Source organism: Sporosarcina sp. P1 (genome assembly GCF_002743155.1).
GTDB lineage: Bacteria > Bacillota > Bacilli > Bacillales_A > Planococcaceae > Sporosarcina > Sporosarcina ureae_B.
Window position 1 is genome coordinate 89,909 of sequence record NZ_PDYS01000005.1, and the last position, 14,823, is coordinate 104,731.

The window sequence follows — 14,823 nt, forward strand, 5'->3', positions numbered from 1 at the left end:
ATAGCTCGTTTGAATAGTTTAATAATACTATCAATTCAGTCGAATGTAAATAATAAAGTTGAAGATAGTACATAAAATCGACACAAAAGTTAAGTCAAAACCCAGATATTATAAAAAAATCTTGTAACTTGCTATCTTTTCAGTGATAATATTGAAATACAAAGAAATATTTAGAACAATTAAAATTCAATTTATCTAGTAGAATTTACTCTTTAATCATATAAGTATTATAAAGTCATAGCCTCTGAGTAAATGAGCGACTAGTCAGTCGACAATTTTTAATTATTAACTAAGGAAAGGAATGATCGCAAATGACAAAGATTGGTGAGGTAGAATATAATAATCGCAAAAAAGCAAATGATTACGTTCATAATGTATATGAACTGGTGAAGAAAAGGAATCCAGATGAGAAGGAATTTCTACAAGCGACAAGAGAGATTTTTGATTCTCTTCGTCCAGTCTTTGCTAAGCATCCCGAATTTATGGAGAACGGAATTCTAGAGCGAATTACAGAACCAGAACGAATTATTTCTTTCCGCGTAGCGTGGGAAGATGATAAAGGTAAAGTACAAGTAAATAGAGGGTTCCGTGTTCAGTTCAATAGTGATCTTGGGCCTTATAAGGGGGGACTTCGTTTCCACCCTTCTGTAAATAATAGCATTATGAAATTCCTTGCATTCGAACAAATATTTAAAAATGCGTTAACAGGGCAGCCAATCGGGGCAGGTAAAGGTGGATCTGATTTCGATCCAAAGGGGAAGTCTGATCGTGAAGTCATGCGCTTTACACAAAGTTTCATGACAGAGCTTAGCAGACATATTGGACCTGATATTGACGTGCCGGCAGGTGATATTGGTGTAGGTAAACGTGAAATCGGCTATCTATTTGGTCAATATAATCGCATTAAAGGTGGCTACGAAGCAGGTATTTTAACAGGGAAAAACCCCGACCACGGTGGAAGTCTCGGTCGGAAAGAAGCAACTGGTTACGGTACGGTATACTTCGTAGATGAAATGCTGAAAGAAAACAATCTTTCATTGGAAGGTCAGACTGTTGTAGTTTCCGGCTCAGGTAATGTTTCGACATATGCAATGGAAAAAGCTATGCAACTTGGCGCGAAAGTTGTAGCATGTAGTGATTCTGATGGCTATATCTATGACAAGAACGGAATTGATCTTGACTTAGTGAAGGAATTAAAAGAGTACGGCAATAAACGTATTTGGGAATATACGAAAGAACGTCCTGATGCAGAGTATCATGCTGATTGCACAGAAATTTGGTCTATTCCATGTGATATTGCACTACCGTGTGCTACACAGAATGAAATCGATGAAATTGCAGCACATATGCTGATTGCAAATGGTGTAAAAGCAGTGGGTGAAGGCGCTAATATGCCTTGTACAATTGAAGCGATTGTGATTTTTCAGGAGCATAATGTATTATTCGCACCAGCAAAAGCTGCTAATGCTGGCGGTGTAGCTGTTTCCGCTATGGAAATGTCTCAGAACAGTCAGCGTCTATCATGGTCAGAAGAACAAGTAGATATGCATTTGAAAGAAGTTATGCAGAACATCTATAAAGACTGTAGTACTGCAGCAGTAGACTATGGTAAACCAGGCAATCTAGTAATGGGCGCTAACGTAGCAGGCTTCCTAAGGGTAGCCGATGCAATGGTTGCACACGGAATTCGATAAGTAATATAAAACAGACACATTTTTTTACATAATGTGTCTGTTTTTTTTATTAATTCTTATTGCGTTACGAATGAAATGTGTTATTATAAAAATACGTTAAGTTGAATAAACATACATTTGCTTGCATGAAAGGGGATTCACCCATGGAAAAGAAGAAAGTCGTTTTAGCCTACTCAGGCGGTTTAGACACATCAGTCGCAATTCAATGGTTAACGGATCAAGGATATAGCGTAATAGCAGTCTGCTTAGATGTTGGCGAAGGGAAAGATCTCGATTTCATTAAAGAAAAGGCTCTTACTGTTGGAGCAGTTAGCAGCTATGTTATTGATGCACGTGAAGAATTCGCACAGGACTTTGTACTTCTTTCATTGCAAGCTCAAACATATTATGAGAATAAATATCCGCTTGTCTCTGCGTTATCACGTCCGCTTATTTCCAAGAAGTTGGTGGAAATAGCACATCAGGAAAAAGCCGCTGCGGTGGCTCATGGATGCACAGGAAAAGGAAATGACCAGGTACGTTTTGAAGTGGCAATTAAGTCACTAGATCCAACGCTTGAAGTCGTAGCGCCAGTGCGTTCATGGAGCTGGTCACGTGAAGAGGAAATTCATTATGCGCAAGAACATAATATTCCAATACCCATTGACTTGGATAATCCATACTCGGTGGACCAAAATTTGTGGGGGCGTGCAAATGAATGCGGAATTTTAGAGGACCCATGGGCAACACCTCCAGAAGACGCATTTGGTTTGACGGTTTCCATTGAAAATGCCCCAGACACCGCTGATATAATCGAGATTGGCTTCGAACAAGGCGTTCCGATTACGATTGATGGGGAAAAGTATATATTAAGTGATCTGATTACAAAGTTGAATGGAATGGCTGGAAAACATGGCATTGGTCGTATTGATCATGTAGAAAATCGTTTAGTCGGTATCAAATCTCGTGAAGTATATGAAGCACCAGGAGCTATTACGTTGTTGAAAGCGCATAAGGAACTTGAAGATTTAACGCTTGTAAAAGAATTAGCACACTTCAAACCGATTATTTCACAAAAACTTGGAGAATTGATTTATAACGGACTTTGGTTCTCTCCTTTGCGAAATGCACTTGAGGCATTCATTAAAGAGACACAGCAATATGTCAATGGTACAGTTCGTGTAAAATTATTCAAAGGCCATGCAATAGTAGAAGGTCGTAAATCTTCCAATTCGCTATATGATGAGAAACTAGCTACTTATACATCTGATGATGAGTTTGATCAAGCGGCAGCGGTTGGTTTCATTAAGTTATGGGGACTACCTACTGAAGTGCATAGTATGGTCAATAAAAAGCAAATCGTGAAGTAGCTTTAAAGATGGATATCAAGAGCAACGCGGCCAAAAGCTTCGCTGCTCTTTTTTGGAACTACTTTTCATTCGTAGCCGTCTTATGGACAAAGTAGGAGGTGTCTGAATGAAGAAGTTATGGGGTATAGCCATAATAATAGTTTTAACCATTGCGGGACTGGGGATGTTTTGGATGTTACCGGACGATCGAATAAAACAAGCACAACAGATGAAAGCGAATGGAAACTATGGCTATGCAATCATCCTAGGTGCCAAAGTGAACGGAGAAGAACCTTCGCTATCATTACAGTACCGTTTGGAAAGTGCTGTGGAGTATGCAACACAATATCCGCATGTCCAGTTTGTACTTTCAGGCGGACAAGGAAAAGATGAAGACATTAGCGAAGCTGAAGCGATGTATCGCTATCTTCAAGAACATGGTATTGAAAAAGACCGGTTAATTATTGAAGATCAATCCACTTCTACATATGAAAATTTGCAATTTAGTCAGAATATCATTCCAGAAGTGGTGGGTGTGACTATCATCAGCAGCGATTACCACTTGGCGAGAGCAAGATTTCTTGCAAGACAGATTGGATGGGAGTCTGACGTCGTTGTGGCGAAGACGCCTGAATCTGTAAAGGCAAAAGTAGCAATTCGGGAGCGTTTGGCTTTGTTGAAAACATGGGTATTCAGGAGATAAGCGTATTTCAAAAAAGTGACGAAATTCCAAAGAAGTTTTCGTCACTTTTCTTTCCAATTTATAAAGATGAAATTTTATGGAATTCTGGATGACCATCTGTGAAAGTAGCTAAATAATTAAAGCCGATTGACTGGTATAACTCCAAAGATTCCTTGAACTCATGTGCGATTTCTGTCGTTCTATGCGCATCTGAACCAAGTGTAATAATTTCGCCTCCACATTGTTTATACAAACGTAAAATATCTTCACTTGGCATATTATGCGGCAATCCGTAGCGAGTTCCCGAAGTATTCAGTTCAATCCCTTTACCTTCTGGTATAATAGTATTGAAGATCTTTTCTAAATAATCATGAAATAGATTAGTTGGTGGTTGATCAGTATAGCGTTTAATCAAATCGGCGTGGCCAAGCACGCTGTAACGTTTATAATGCTGCACACAATACAATAATTCCTTGTAATATGTCTCAAAAGCTGCCTCTGTTGAACGATCTTCAAATAGCTCACGATAGTGAAGGGATTTGTTTTCGACTGTGTGAAGCGAACAAATGACGAAATCAAATTTATGCTCGTCCATCAATTCTTCATAGAGATGTAATAAGTCAGGTTGCAAGCCGATTTCGACACCTTTTTTAATAGTCAGTTGGCCATCGAATTGTTCATTCAATTGGAGAATCTTTTGTGCATATTCAATTTTGTCGAAATCGAAATGAATCGTTTCATCTGGATATTCATAATCGACGTGATCGGTGAAGCAAATTTCGGTTAGGCCTTTAGCGATAGAAGCTTTAGCCATTTCTTCCATTGGGATTTCACAATCCGCTGAAAATGCGCTGTGCATATGATAATCAAACATAGTATACATTCTCCTTTTCTATAGTACATATTGTAGCAGATGATCCATGCTACTAACAGTTGACAATGCTCTATATAACCATTATAGTAATAATTTACTTTAGCGTAGTAAAGCGATGAAGTTTTTTTATATGAAAGGCGGTAGAAGATATCTTGTATTCTGAAATTCTTGAAAATGAACATGAACAGCATGAAAATATCATTGGCATATTAGGTAAACGATTCACTACATATGGCTATAAGCGCATTAAAACATCCGCATTTGAACAATATGATTTATATTCCAATGTACGTACTTCAATCAATCAAAACGAAATGATCAAAGTGATTGACTATACGGGTGAAGTACTCGTATTGCGACCGGATGTTACAATCCCATTGACACAGCAACTCGTCCTGTTACGTGATAACTTACCTGAAGAAATGCGTTATTATTATGTTCAGGAAGTCTTTAGACAGACGTTCCAGGAAAGCGAGAATATCGGCAAAACACAGGCTGGAGTCGAGTTCTATTGTGAGAGTTCACCAGTATCAGATGCTGAAACGATTATGCTTGCATGTCACGCATTACGGGATGTTGGTTTCTTGGATGTGAAAATTGAAATTGGCTATGCGGGATTCTTCAATGAATTAATTGCAGACTCCGATATTACTGCAGAGCAAACGGCTGAACTCAAGATGTTGATTCAAGCAAAAAATGTCGTGGAAATAGGTCCATTCTTACAACAATTATCAATTGATCCTTCTATTAAAGAAGTACTCGAACAGTTACCTCTATTATATGGTGCACCTGAAGTGGTATTTGAAAGACTACAAAACTTACAGGTTAGTGAATTGGCACAGGATGCAATCAACTATTTACAACGAACATGCGATATCGTCGAACTGTATGGCTTAAAGAAGCATATCGTCATTGATCTCGGTTTGATTAACCACATGGGATATTACTCGGGAATTATTTTTCAAGGCTATGTAGAGAATTTCGGCAAGCCGGTACTGATGGGTGGCCGTTATGATGCACTAAGTGAAGAATTTGGTGTGAAATTGCCAGCGATTGGTTTTGCATGTGAAATCGAATCATTAGTTAAAGCTTCATCTAATAAGGGCCAAAAAGAAAGATATAGCATCGATGTGACTGTATTGTATGAGGAAAGCCGTATTAAATACGCAATTGATATTACGAATGAGTTGAGAGAGCGTGACTATCGTGTCATATCTAAACCTTTGATCGATGCGGAACAACAGAATGACAGTCTTTATACAGTTCAATTAACAGAACAGCAAAATAAACTACTAGACCATGAAGAAACAAAAGAGTTCACTGACTTCAAACAACTGCTTGATTTAATCGCAAGCAAGAAAGGGGTACCTGAATGGATTATTTAACAGTAGCAATGGCGAAAGGGCGAACCGCAGAGCGCGCGATGAAATTCCTTGAAAGATCTGATGTATATTTTTCGGAATTCACTGATGAAAGCCGAAAGCTCGTCATTTATGATGACAAACAAAAGATCAAACTAATATTTGTTAAAGCCGTAGACGTTCCAGTTTACGTTGAAAAAGGGGCAGCGGACGTAGGGATTGTTGGAAAAGATGTCATGATGGAAGATCCTCGTGATGTTTATGAATTACTGGACTTAGGAATCGGACGTTGTAAATTGGCGGTAGCAGGATACCCCTTTACACCAGTTGAAAATATTCCATTTCTAACGGTAGCTTCAAAATATCCATTAGTTGCGAAAGAGTTTTTCGACAAAAAAGGTATCCGTACTGAAATGATCAAATTGAATGGATCGATTGAACTCGCGCCATTAATCGGCATGTCAGATGTCATTGTCGATATCGTCGAAACGGGTACAACATTAAAAGAGAATGGACTCGTTGTCTTGCAGGAAGTGGCGGATGTCAGTGCCCGTTTGATAGTAAACAAAGCAAGTTATGCTACGAAAACTGAAGATATCCAGCAGTTCATCAAAGATATGAAGGAAGGCTTGGAGGTGCGTTCATGAAGATCATTCGTGGAGCTGAATTTACAGAAGAACTACTAAGACGCGAAGATTCTAATCAAACGGATTTAGAATTTGATCGCAACGTTCTGTCCATTATCGATCAAGTTCGTTCTGAAGGCGACAAAGCGGTTCTGGATTTCACTGAACGTTTTGACGGAGTAAAGCTGGACAGCTTGATTGTCACAGAAGAGGAAATCAATGAAGCACAACGAGCAGTTACGAATGATTTCTTCCGTGCATTGCGCTCAGCAAAAGAGCGTATCACGACTTATCATGAAGCGCAAAAAGAACAATCATGGTTCTTGAATCCAAATGACGGCATCATGCTTGGTCAGAAAGTAACACCCATTGATAGTGTTGGAATTTACGTCCCGGGTGGAAAAGCTGCCTATCCGTCGACGGTCTTAATGAATACATTGCCAGCGAAAATTGCAGGTGTCGGACGAATTTCTATGGTGACACCACCACAACGTGACGGCAAGATTAATCCTCACGTTCTAGTGGCAGCGAAAGAAGCGGGAGTCGACCGAATCTATAAAATAGGTGGAGCACAAGCGATAGCTGCTCTAGCATACGGAACAAAGACAATTGAAAAAGTCGTCAAAATCACTGGTCCTGGGAATGCCTACGTTGCAAGAGCGAAAAAGTGGGTGTTCGGTGATGTGGCCATCGATATGATTGCTGGACCAAGTGAAATTTGTGTCGTAGCAGATGCCAATACTAATCCAGTTTATGCAGCAGCAGATTTGCTGTCCCAAGCAGAGCACGATGAGCGTGCCGCGGCAGTTTGTATCACGACGAGCGAGGTATTTGCGACCAAGCTTTCTAAAGAAGTTGAACGTCAGCTAGCGGAACTCGATCGCAAAGAAATTGCAACACAATCTATAGAAAACTTTGGACGGATCATTGTAGTCGATTCTCTGCAAGAAGCATTTGATATCGTGAACCGTTTAGCACCCGAACATTTGGAGCTAATGATTGATAATTCTATGGAGCATTTGGCTGCTATACGAAACGCAGGAGCGATTTTCTTAGGTCAGCACTCGCCTGAAGCATTGGGTGATTATATGGCTGGACCGAATCACACATTACCGACGAGTGGAACGGCAGCATTTTCTTCTCCGTTAGGTGTATATGATTTCATGAAAAAGTCGAGTATTATCTACTATTCCGAGAACGCTTTGGCAGAAGTGGCAGATGACATCATTACATTAGCAGATGCTGAACAATTAACAGGACATGCCAAGTCGATTAAAGTACGAAAGGCAGGATACTAATGCGTAAACAACAATTAACACGTAAGACAGGCGAAACATCTATTGAAATGGACTTTTCGTTAGACGGTACAGGAAAGACGAATATCAACACGGGTATTGGATTTTTCGATCATATGCTGACGGCATTCGCAAAACACGGACGCTTTGATCTATCTGTAACATGCGATGGCGACATTGAAGTAGATCAACACCATTCTGTGGAAGATATCGGTATCGTACTTGGACAATTATTTCACCAATGCATTGGCACAAAAGAAGGTATTGAACGTTTCGCTTTAGTTTCCACACCAATGGACGAAGCGCTATCCACAGCATCCATTGACATCAGTGGTCGCTCATTCCTGGTCTTTAATGTGGACGGAATGAAAGACAAAGTAGGAGAGTTCGACACAGAACTAGTCGAAGAATTCTTCCTAGCGTTCACAAACAACGCCAAAATCACATTACATATCAACTTGAACTACGGAAAAAATACACATCACATTATAGAATCCGTATTCAAAAGCTTCGGCCGCGCTCTACGTGTTGCCAGCACCATCAACCCAGACGTAAAAGGCATACCTTCTACTAAAGGTTCTTTGTAATAAAGTTTTACGGTTTTGAATCTTGAAAATTATACTATGTATAAGAATATACTAGTTGATCGGAACGGAGGGCGGCGACTCCCGCGGGATAAGCATGAGTCTTGAGACCCCGCAGGAAAGCGTCTGCCCGTAGTGCAGATCAACGGCGCCAATGCACTACCCAAACTTCATTTATTAGGAGGACTAGTTGATGATTTTATTCCCAGCAATCGACATTAGAGACGGCAAATGTGTTCGCCTTATCCAAGGTGACTACGCACAAGAAATAATCTATAACGACTCACCAACAAACATGGCACAAGAATGGCAAAACCAAGGAGCCGAGTACATCCATGTCGTAGACTTAGATGGCGCAAAAACAGGGAACTCTGCTAACAAAAAAGCTATCGAAGCTATTGCTAAGGCAGTTAGCATACCCGTTCAAGTAGGTGGCGGAATCCGCAACATGGATATCGTTGACTCGCATATCGAAAATGGTGTCGCACGTGTCATTATCGGTACTGCAGCTATTCAAGATCCTGAATTCTTGAAAAAGGCCGTTGAAAAATACGGTGACAAAATTGCGGTCTCAATCGACGCGCGTAATGGCTTAGTTGCAACTGACGGTTGGACAGAAACAAGTGACGTCAAGGCAGTTGATTTATTGCAGGACTTAGCGGAAATTGGTGTTAGAACAGTTGTCTATACGGACATCATGAAAGACGGCATGCTCCAGGGACCAAACTTTGAAGAACTGAAAATAATGGATGACGCATCTTCAATAGATATCATTGCTTCAGGTGGTGTATCGACAGAAGAGGATATTCAGAAACTCGCTGCTGAAGATATGTACGGTGCTATTATTGGGAAAGCATTATACGAAGGCAATCTATCCTTAAAAAAACTATTGGGGGACGACAGTCATGTCAACAACTAAAAAGATCATTCCATGTTTGGACGTAGATAATCGTAAAGTTGTAAAAGGAAAGAAATTTCTAGACGTTCAGGAAGTAGCAGATCCCCTTACATTAGCAAAAAAGTATGTTGCTGATGGCGCAGATGAACTCGTATTCTATGATATTTCTGCATCGACGAAAAACCGTGGTATGTTCCTCGATTTAATTGAGGAAATTGCAAAAGAAGTGCCGATTCCATTCATCGTAGGCGGAGGAATTCGTACGCTCGAAGATGTGGACAAAGTATTTGAACTGGGTGGTAATAAAATATCTATTAATAGTGCAGCTTTGACGAATCCGGAACTAATCAAAGAAGTTGCGGATAAATACGGATCAGAGCGTGTAATGTTATCGATGGATGTTCGTCAAGAAGGCGAAAACAAGTGGTCGGTTTATGCAAAAGGTGGTATGGAAGAAACAGGGATTGATGCGATCGAATGGGCGAAGAAAATGGCAGCACTTGGCGCTGGTGAGCTGGTCGTCAATAGTGTGGACGAAGATGGAGTGAAAGATGGGTATAATCTTGCACTCAACCGCGCCATGGCTGAAGCTGTCAATATTCCAATCATCGCAAGTGGTGGTGCAGGAAAACCTGAACACTTTAAAGACGTACTAACAGAAGGAAAAGCAGATGCAGCTCTAGCCGCATCCGTATTCCACTTCAATGAAATCAATATTCGAGACTTAAAAAAATATTTAGCAGAAGAAAATATTGCAGTTAGGAATGACTAAAATGACACTAGATATCCATGCATTAAAATTTGATGACAAAGGTCTAATTCCAGCGGTTGTACAAGACGATCGCACAGGGGAAGTCCTCATGCTTGCCTATATGAACAAAGAATCAATTGAAAAGACGTTGGAAACAAATGAAACGTGGTTTTATAGCCGTTCAAGACAAGAACTTTGGAATAAAGGCGCAACCTCCGGAAATACACAGCAAGTGCAACGTATTTCAGTAGACTGCGATCAAGACACATTGTTAGTCCAAGTTATGCCACAGGGTCCTGCATGTCATACTGGCGAAAAAACATGCTTCTTTACAACGGTAACCGAAAAAGAAGAATCATTACGTGAAGTTGTCTATGAAGTAATCGATGAAATCGCAGATCGCAAAGCCAATCCGATAGATGGCTCGTACACGACGTATTTATTCAAAGAAGGTATCGACAAAGTGTTGAAAAAAGTCGGGGAGGAATCTACGGAAGTCGTAATCGGCGCAAAAAATGCAGATAAAGAAGAAGTGTCCAATGAAATTGCAGATCTGGTCTACCATACGCTTGTATTGATGAATATTCTTGATGTTGATCTAACGGATGTTCAGCAAGTGTTACGTGAAAGACGACCAAAAAAGGAAGTGCCGCGCAATGAGTAGATTTCTGAGCACAGTTGCACGCCGTACAGAACCATATGTACCAGGTGAGCAGTTGAATCAGCCAGATATCATTAAGTTAAATACGAATGAAAATCCATATCCACCAAGTCCTAAAGTGTTAGAAGCCATTTCAGAGGAATTGAATGGCAACACATTGCAACGCTATCCTTCACCAACTGTAGATCCGTTGCGTCACGCAATAGCGGAGACATATGGACTGACAAAAGACCATGTCTTTGTCGGTAATGGCTCTGACGAAGTGCTAGCATTTTCATTCATGGCATTTTTCGAGCCGGGAAAGACCATTAAATTTCCTGAAATCAGCTATAGCTTTTATCCGGTCTATTCCAAGCTATTTAATATTGCATTCGAAAAAGTCCCATTAAATGCTGATTTCACATTACCCAAAAAGCAGTTCTATAACTCACCAGGCGGTGTCATTCTACCAAATCCGAATGCGCCAACAAGTATTTATTCTGAGTTGGATGTCATTGAAGATATTTTGCGAAATAACCAAGATCAAGTAGTTATTATCGATGAAGCGTATATCGATTTTGCAGGTCCATCTGCGATGAAACTGATCGATCGCTATCCAAATTTACTTGTGATTCAAACCACGTCTAAATCTCGTGCGCTCGCTGGATTACGTGTCGGATTCGCCCTTGGTCAACCAGAATTGATTGCAGGATTGACGCGCATTAAAGACTCCTTCAACTCATACACGATTGATCGTTTAGCTATGGCGGGAGCTACTGCCGCATTTGTCGATCATGCATACTTTTCGGAAAGTACGAATAAAATCATTCGCACACGTGAATCTACAGTCCATACATTAATAGAATTAGGATTTGAAGTTCTGCCTTCCGATGCAAACTTCGTCTTTGTAAAGCCTTTACACAAGGATGCAAAAGTCTTATATCAACAATTAAAAGACCGCGGAATTTTAGTCCGTCACTTTGATCAAGCGGATATTCGTGATTATTTACGTATATCGATCGGTACTGAAGAACAGATGAACATACTATTTGAAGTGCTGAAGCAACTTACTAAATGAATAAATTACTCAAAAGCCATTCGATACTGAATGGCTTTTTTGTTTCATAAATGTATAGAAAGAAGTATAGATCGTTGCTATAGTAGCTTTTTAGACAATATAAGGCGCATGAAAGATGTATATGTATACAAATTCATGTATTTTTAAGTTTTTCTATTGTATTTTTATACACGTTGACTTATAATAATAAAAAGAAGCTTGATTGGAGAGATAAATTTATGAAAACTAAAAATATAATTATTATTGGTGCAGCAGGAAGAGACTTCCACAATTTCAATACATACTACCGTGGTAAAGAGGAATACAATGTCGTGGCATTTACAGCAACGCAAATCCCAGATATCGATGGACGTAAATATCCGACTGAATTAGCGGGTGAATTGTATCCCGAAGGAATCCCTATCTATTCTCAAGATCAGTTACCTGAGTTGATCAAAGAACTAGAAGTAGATGAATGTGTATTCTCTTATAGTGACCTTAGTTACGAAAAAGTCATGGGAATTGGTGCGATTGTAAACTCAGCAGGTGCTAACTTTACTTTACTTGGATCAAAAGCTACGATGATCAAAAGTAATAAACCAGTTATTTCTGTTTGTGCAGTTAGAACGGGAACAGGGAAGAGTCAGACATCACGTAAAATTATCGAAACATTGCTCGAGCATGATTTGAAAGTAGTAGCTATTCGTCATCCAATGCCTTATGGCGACTTAGCTGAACAACGTGTACAGCGTTACGCAACTGTAGAAGATTTCAAAAAACATAAATGTACAATTGAAGAAATGGAAGAATACGAGCCACACGTTGATCGTGGAAATATCATCTATGCAGGTGTAGATTACCAGGATATTCTAGACGCTGCTGAAAATGATCCAGACGGCTGTGACGTAATCCTCTGGGATGGTGGAAACAACGACTTTTCATTCTATGAGCCGGACTTGGCGATCACAGTTCTTGATCCACACCGCCCAGGACATGAGTTGAAATATTATCCAGGTGAAGTGTGCTTGCGTACAACAGATGTATCCATTATTAACAAAATTGATAGTGCGTCAGAAGAAGCAATTCAAACGGTCGAAAATAATATTAAATTTGCGGCACCGAACAGTACAATTATTAAAGCAGAATCAAAAATCTCTGTAGATAATCCTGAAATCATCAAAGGCAAACGCGTGCTAATTGTTGAAGATGGTCCGACATTGACTCACGGTGAAATGAAACTGGGTGCTGGTGTGATTGCAGCACAACGTCTTGGCGCAGCTGAAATTGTTGACCCGCGTCCATTTGCAGTAGGTAGCTTGATCACTACATTCGATAAGTATCAGCACATCGAAAATATCTTACCTGCAATGGGCTACGGCGAAGAGCAGTTAAAAGATTTGGAAGCAACGATCAATGCAGCTGATGTAGATGCAGTCATTATTGGTACACCTATGGATCTTTCACGTGTGATTAATATCAATAAGCCATGCACGCGTGTCTATTATGATTTGGATGAAATCGGCACGCCAAATCTTGAAACAGTGCTAGCAGATTTCATCAAAAAGCATAAACTGACTACAACAAATGTGTAAGAATAGATAACTTATCGAGCACTTGCCCCGGATGGAAATTCGGTTGCAGGTGCTTTTTTCTGATATACTATGTATAGGAAAGTAAGGGGGTAGTAACTTGTTTAATTCAAAAATTATCGATCTTATCATAGGTGTAGTGATGGCATATTTTGCATATGACCGAATCGCTACAGGGCATACCGGTATGGGGATCTTTTTTGCCGTACTCGCAGCATTGAATCTATTGGCGTTTTTCATGAAGCTCAGAACGGACAAAGATGTCCAGCAAAAACAATTATAAATCTAATCAGTTGTTCCTTTTACTACAATCTTGTAGTATAATAAAAAGATTGTAATTTTTGAAATGAGGCTAGAAATCACATGAAAAAATCGATATATGGTTTGACAATCGAACAATTGACAGACTTTCTTATAGAAAACGGACAAAAAAAGTATCGTGCAGCACAAGTTTGGGATTGGCTCTATAAAAAACGTGTCTTATCATTTGATGAAATGAATAATATTAATCAAGAAACAATTGATTTATTGAATGAAAACTTCTCGATTCAGACACTTGAGCAAAACGTTAAGCAAGTTTCACAAGATGGCACAGTGAAATTCCTGTTTAAAATGCATGACGGCAACTTGATTGAAACGGTTTTGATGAAATTCCCTTATGGCCATTCTGTTTGTGTCACAACACAAGTCGGATGTAATATCGGTTGCAGTTTCTGTGCAAGCGGACTTTTGCGCAAAAATCGCGATCTCGATGCAGGAGAAATCGTGGGTCAAATCATGAAAGTGCAAGAGCATCTTGATGGTAAGGGCGAAGATGAGCGAGTAAGTCATATTGTAGTCATGGGAATAGGCGAACCATTCGACAACTATACGAATCTGATGAATTTCCTTCATGTCGTAAACGATCAAAAAGGTTTATCAATTGGCGCGCGTCATATTACGGTTTCAACAAGTGGTTTGACGGAGAAAATCAAAGACTTCGCAGATGAAAAACTACAAGTGAACTTGGCGGTTTCATTACATGCGCCGAATAATGAGTTACGTTCATCTATCATGAAGATCAACAAAGCTTTTCCTATTGAAAAATTGATGGATTCAATCAACTATTATTTGGAAAAAACGAATCGTCGCATCACATTTGAATATATTTTATTGCGTGACGTGAATGACCACGTAAAAGAAGCGGAAGAGTTGGGTCGATTGCTTGCGGATAAGCGTCACCTTTCATATGTCAACTTGATTCCCTACAATCCAGTAGATGAACATGGCCAGTATCAGCGGAGTGAACCGGAAGCGATTAAGTCGTTCTACGAAGCGCTTAGACGCAAAGGTATAAACGGTGGAGTACGTCTTGAGAATGGTACCGATATCGATGCTGCATGCGGTCAACTACGAAGCAAACAAATCAAAAAAACAAAAAAACAACCGGTCGGAGAATAATTCT

The 14,823-nt window shown here is 39.8% G+C and carries 15 protein-coding genes; 14 read left to right on the forward strand and 1 reads right to left on the reverse strand.

Features of this window, described 5'->3' with window-relative positions; translation table 11 throughout:
* Positions 1-311 precede the first annotated feature (311 nt).
* The 3 genes from gdhA (at position 312) to CSV73_RS07565 (ending at position 3,725) form a co-directional block, all read left to right on the forward strand.
* Entirely contained in the window at positions 312-1,694 is a 1,383-nt protein-coding gene (gdhA, locus tag CSV73_RS07555) for an NADP-specific glutamate dehydrogenase (protein WP_085131335.1), read from the forward strand.
* A 143-nt stretch (positions 1,695-1,837) separates the two neighbouring features.
* The gene (locus CSV73_RS07560) at positions 1,838-3,043 is read left to right on the forward strand and encodes an argininosuccinate synthase (RefSeq protein WP_099627084.1); all 1,206 of its coding nucleotides are present in this window, start codon (positions 1,838-1,840) and stop codon (positions 3,041-3,043) included.
* A gap of 106 nt (positions 3,044-3,149) precedes the next feature.
* Complete coding sequence (locus tag CSV73_RS07565) at positions 3,150-3,725, forward strand: YdcF family protein (protein WP_199092994.1); 576 nt, start codon at positions 3,150-3,152, stop codon at positions 3,723-3,725.
* 58 nt (positions 3,726-3,783) lie between these two features.
* Here CSV73_RS07565 and CSV73_RS07570 read toward each other — a convergent pair whose 3' ends face one another.
* A complete protein-coding gene (locus tag CSV73_RS07570) occupies positions 3,784-4,578 on the reverse strand; it encodes a histidinol-phosphatase HisJ family protein (RefSeq protein ID WP_085131333.1) in 795 nt (264 codons plus the stop codon).
* 152 nt (positions 4,579-4,730) lie between these two features.
* Here CSV73_RS07570 and hisZ point away from each other — a divergent pair, with 152 nt between their 5' ends.
* The 11 genes from hisZ to rlmN all read left to right on the forward strand — a co-directional run bounded on the left by hisZ (position 4,731) and on the right by rlmN (position 14,819).
* Positions 4,731-5,963 (forward strand): ATP phosphoribosyltransferase regulatory subunit, encoded by a 1,233-nt coding sequence (gene hisZ, locus CSV73_RS07575; RefSeq protein ID WP_158232309.1) that lies wholly within the window; start codon positions 4,731-4,733, stop codon positions 5,961-5,963.
* On the forward strand, positions 5,951-6,586 hold the full coding sequence (gene hisG / locus CSV73_RS07580) for an ATP phosphoribosyltransferase (protein ID WP_085131331.1): 636 nt from the start codon (positions 5,951-5,953) through the stop codon (positions 6,584-6,586). Before hisZ ends, hisG begins: the two co-directional genes overlap by 13 nt.
* A complete protein-coding gene (gene hisD / locus CSV73_RS07585) occupies positions 6,583-7,863 on the forward strand; it encodes a histidinol dehydrogenase (RefSeq protein ID WP_099627086.1) in 1,281 nt (426 codons plus the stop codon). The genes hisG and hisD overlap by 4 nt, the downstream gene beginning before the upstream one ends.
* The gene (gene hisB / locus CSV73_RS07590; protein ID WP_099627087.1) at positions 7,863-8,447 is read left to right on the forward strand and encodes an imidazoleglycerol-phosphate dehydratase HisB; all 585 of its coding nucleotides are present in this window, start codon (positions 7,863-7,865) and stop codon (positions 8,445-8,447) included. Before hisD ends, hisB begins: the two co-directional genes overlap by 1 nt.
* 190 nt (positions 8,448-8,637) lie before the next feature.
* On the forward strand, positions 8,638-9,363 hold the full coding sequence (gene hisA, locus CSV73_RS07595; RefSeq protein ID WP_099627088.1) for a 1-(5-phosphoribosyl)-5-[(5-phosphoribosylamino)methylideneamino]imidazole-4-carboxamide isomerase: 726 nt from the start codon (positions 8,638-8,640) through the stop codon (positions 9,361-9,363).
* The gene (gene hisF / locus CSV73_RS07600; RefSeq protein ID WP_085131327.1) at positions 9,350-10,114 is read left to right on the forward strand and encodes an imidazole glycerol phosphate synthase subunit HisF; all 765 of its coding nucleotides are present in this window, start codon (positions 9,350-9,352) and stop codon (positions 10,112-10,114) included. The genes hisA and hisF overlap by 14 nt, the downstream gene beginning before the upstream one ends.
* Complete coding sequence (hisIE, locus tag CSV73_RS07605) at positions 10,107-10,757, forward strand: bifunctional phosphoribosyl-AMP cyclohydrolase/phosphoribosyl-ATP diphosphatase HisIE (protein WP_099627129.1); 651 nt, start codon at positions 10,107-10,109, stop codon at positions 10,755-10,757. The genes hisF and hisIE overlap by 8 nt, the downstream gene beginning before the upstream one ends.
* Positions 10,750-11,811, forward strand: a complete 1,062-nt coding sequence (gene hisC, locus CSV73_RS07610; RefSeq protein ID WP_099627089.1) for a histidinol-phosphate transaminase — start codon at positions 10,750-10,752, stop codon at positions 11,809-11,811. The genes hisIE and hisC overlap by 8 nt, the downstream gene beginning before the upstream one ends.
* Before the next feature lie 218 nt (positions 11,812-12,029).
* A complete protein-coding gene (locus CSV73_RS07615; protein ID WP_085131325.1) occupies positions 12,030-13,382 on the forward strand; it encodes a cyclic 2,3-diphosphoglycerate synthase in 1,353 nt (450 codons plus the stop codon).
* A gap of 97 nt (positions 13,383-13,479) precedes the next feature.
* Entirely contained in the window at positions 13,480-13,662 is a 183-nt protein-coding gene (locus CSV73_RS07620) for a hypothetical protein (protein WP_085131324.1), read from the forward strand.
* A gap of 80 nt (positions 13,663-13,742) precedes the next feature.
* Positions 13,743-14,819 carry a dual-specificity RNA methyltransferase RlmN gene (gene rlmN / locus CSV73_RS07625; RefSeq protein ID WP_085131323.1) on the forward strand — a complete coding sequence of 359 codons (1,077 nt, stop codon included), beginning with the start codon at positions 13,743-13,745 and terminating at the stop codon, positions 14,817-14,819.
* The last annotated feature ends 4 nt before the right edge of the window (positions 14,820-14,823 follow it).

What these genes read in the sequence shown, in the direction of transcription:
- gdhA (WP_085131335.1), top strand. Translation starts at nt 312, where the DNA reads ATGACAAAGATTGGTGAGGTAGAATATAATAATCGCAAAAAAGCAAAT.
- CSV73_RS07560 (WP_099627084.1), top strand. Translation starts at nt 1,838, where the DNA reads ATGGAAAAGAAGAAAGTCGTTTTAGCCTACTCAGGCGGTTTAGACACA.
- CSV73_RS07565 (WP_199092994.1), top strand. Translation starts at nt 3,150, where the DNA reads ATGAAGAAGTTATGGGGTATAGCCATAATAATAGTTTTAACCATTGCG.
- CSV73_RS07570 (WP_085131333.1), bottom strand. Translation starts at nt 4,578, where the DNA reads ATGTTTGATTATCATATGCACAGCGCATTTTCAGCGGATTGTGAAATC.
- hisG (WP_085131331.1), top strand. Translation starts at nt 5,951, where the DNA reads ATGGATTATTTAACAGTAGCAATGGCGAAAGGGCGAACCGCAGAGCGC.
- hisD (WP_099627086.1), top strand. Translation starts at nt 6,583, where the DNA reads ATGAAGATCATTCGTGGAGCTGAATTTACAGAAGAACTACTAAGACGC.
- hisB (WP_099627087.1), top strand. Translation starts at nt 7,863, where the DNA reads ATGCGTAAACAACAATTAACACGTAAGACAGGCGAAACATCTATTGAA.
- hisA (WP_099627088.1), top strand. Translation starts at nt 8,638, where the DNA reads ATGATTTTATTCCCAGCAATCGACATTAGAGACGGCAAATGTGTTCGC.
- hisF (WP_085131327.1), top strand. Translation starts at nt 9,350, where the DNA reads ATGTCAACAACTAAAAAGATCATTCCATGTTTGGACGTAGATAATCGT.
- hisIE (WP_099627129.1), top strand. Translation starts at nt 10,107, where the DNA reads ATGACTAAAATGACACTAGATATCCATGCATTAAAATTTGATGACAAA.
- hisC (WP_099627089.1), top strand. Translation starts at nt 10,750, where the DNA reads ATGAGTAGATTTCTGAGCACAGTTGCACGCCGTACAGAACCATATGTA.
- CSV73_RS07615 (WP_085131325.1), top strand. Translation starts at nt 12,030, where the DNA reads ATGAAAACTAAAAATATAATTATTATTGGTGCAGCAGGAAGAGACTTC.
- rlmN (WP_085131323.1), top strand. Translation starts at nt 13,743, where the DNA reads ATGAAAAAATCGATATATGGTTTGACAATCGAACAATTGACAGACTTT.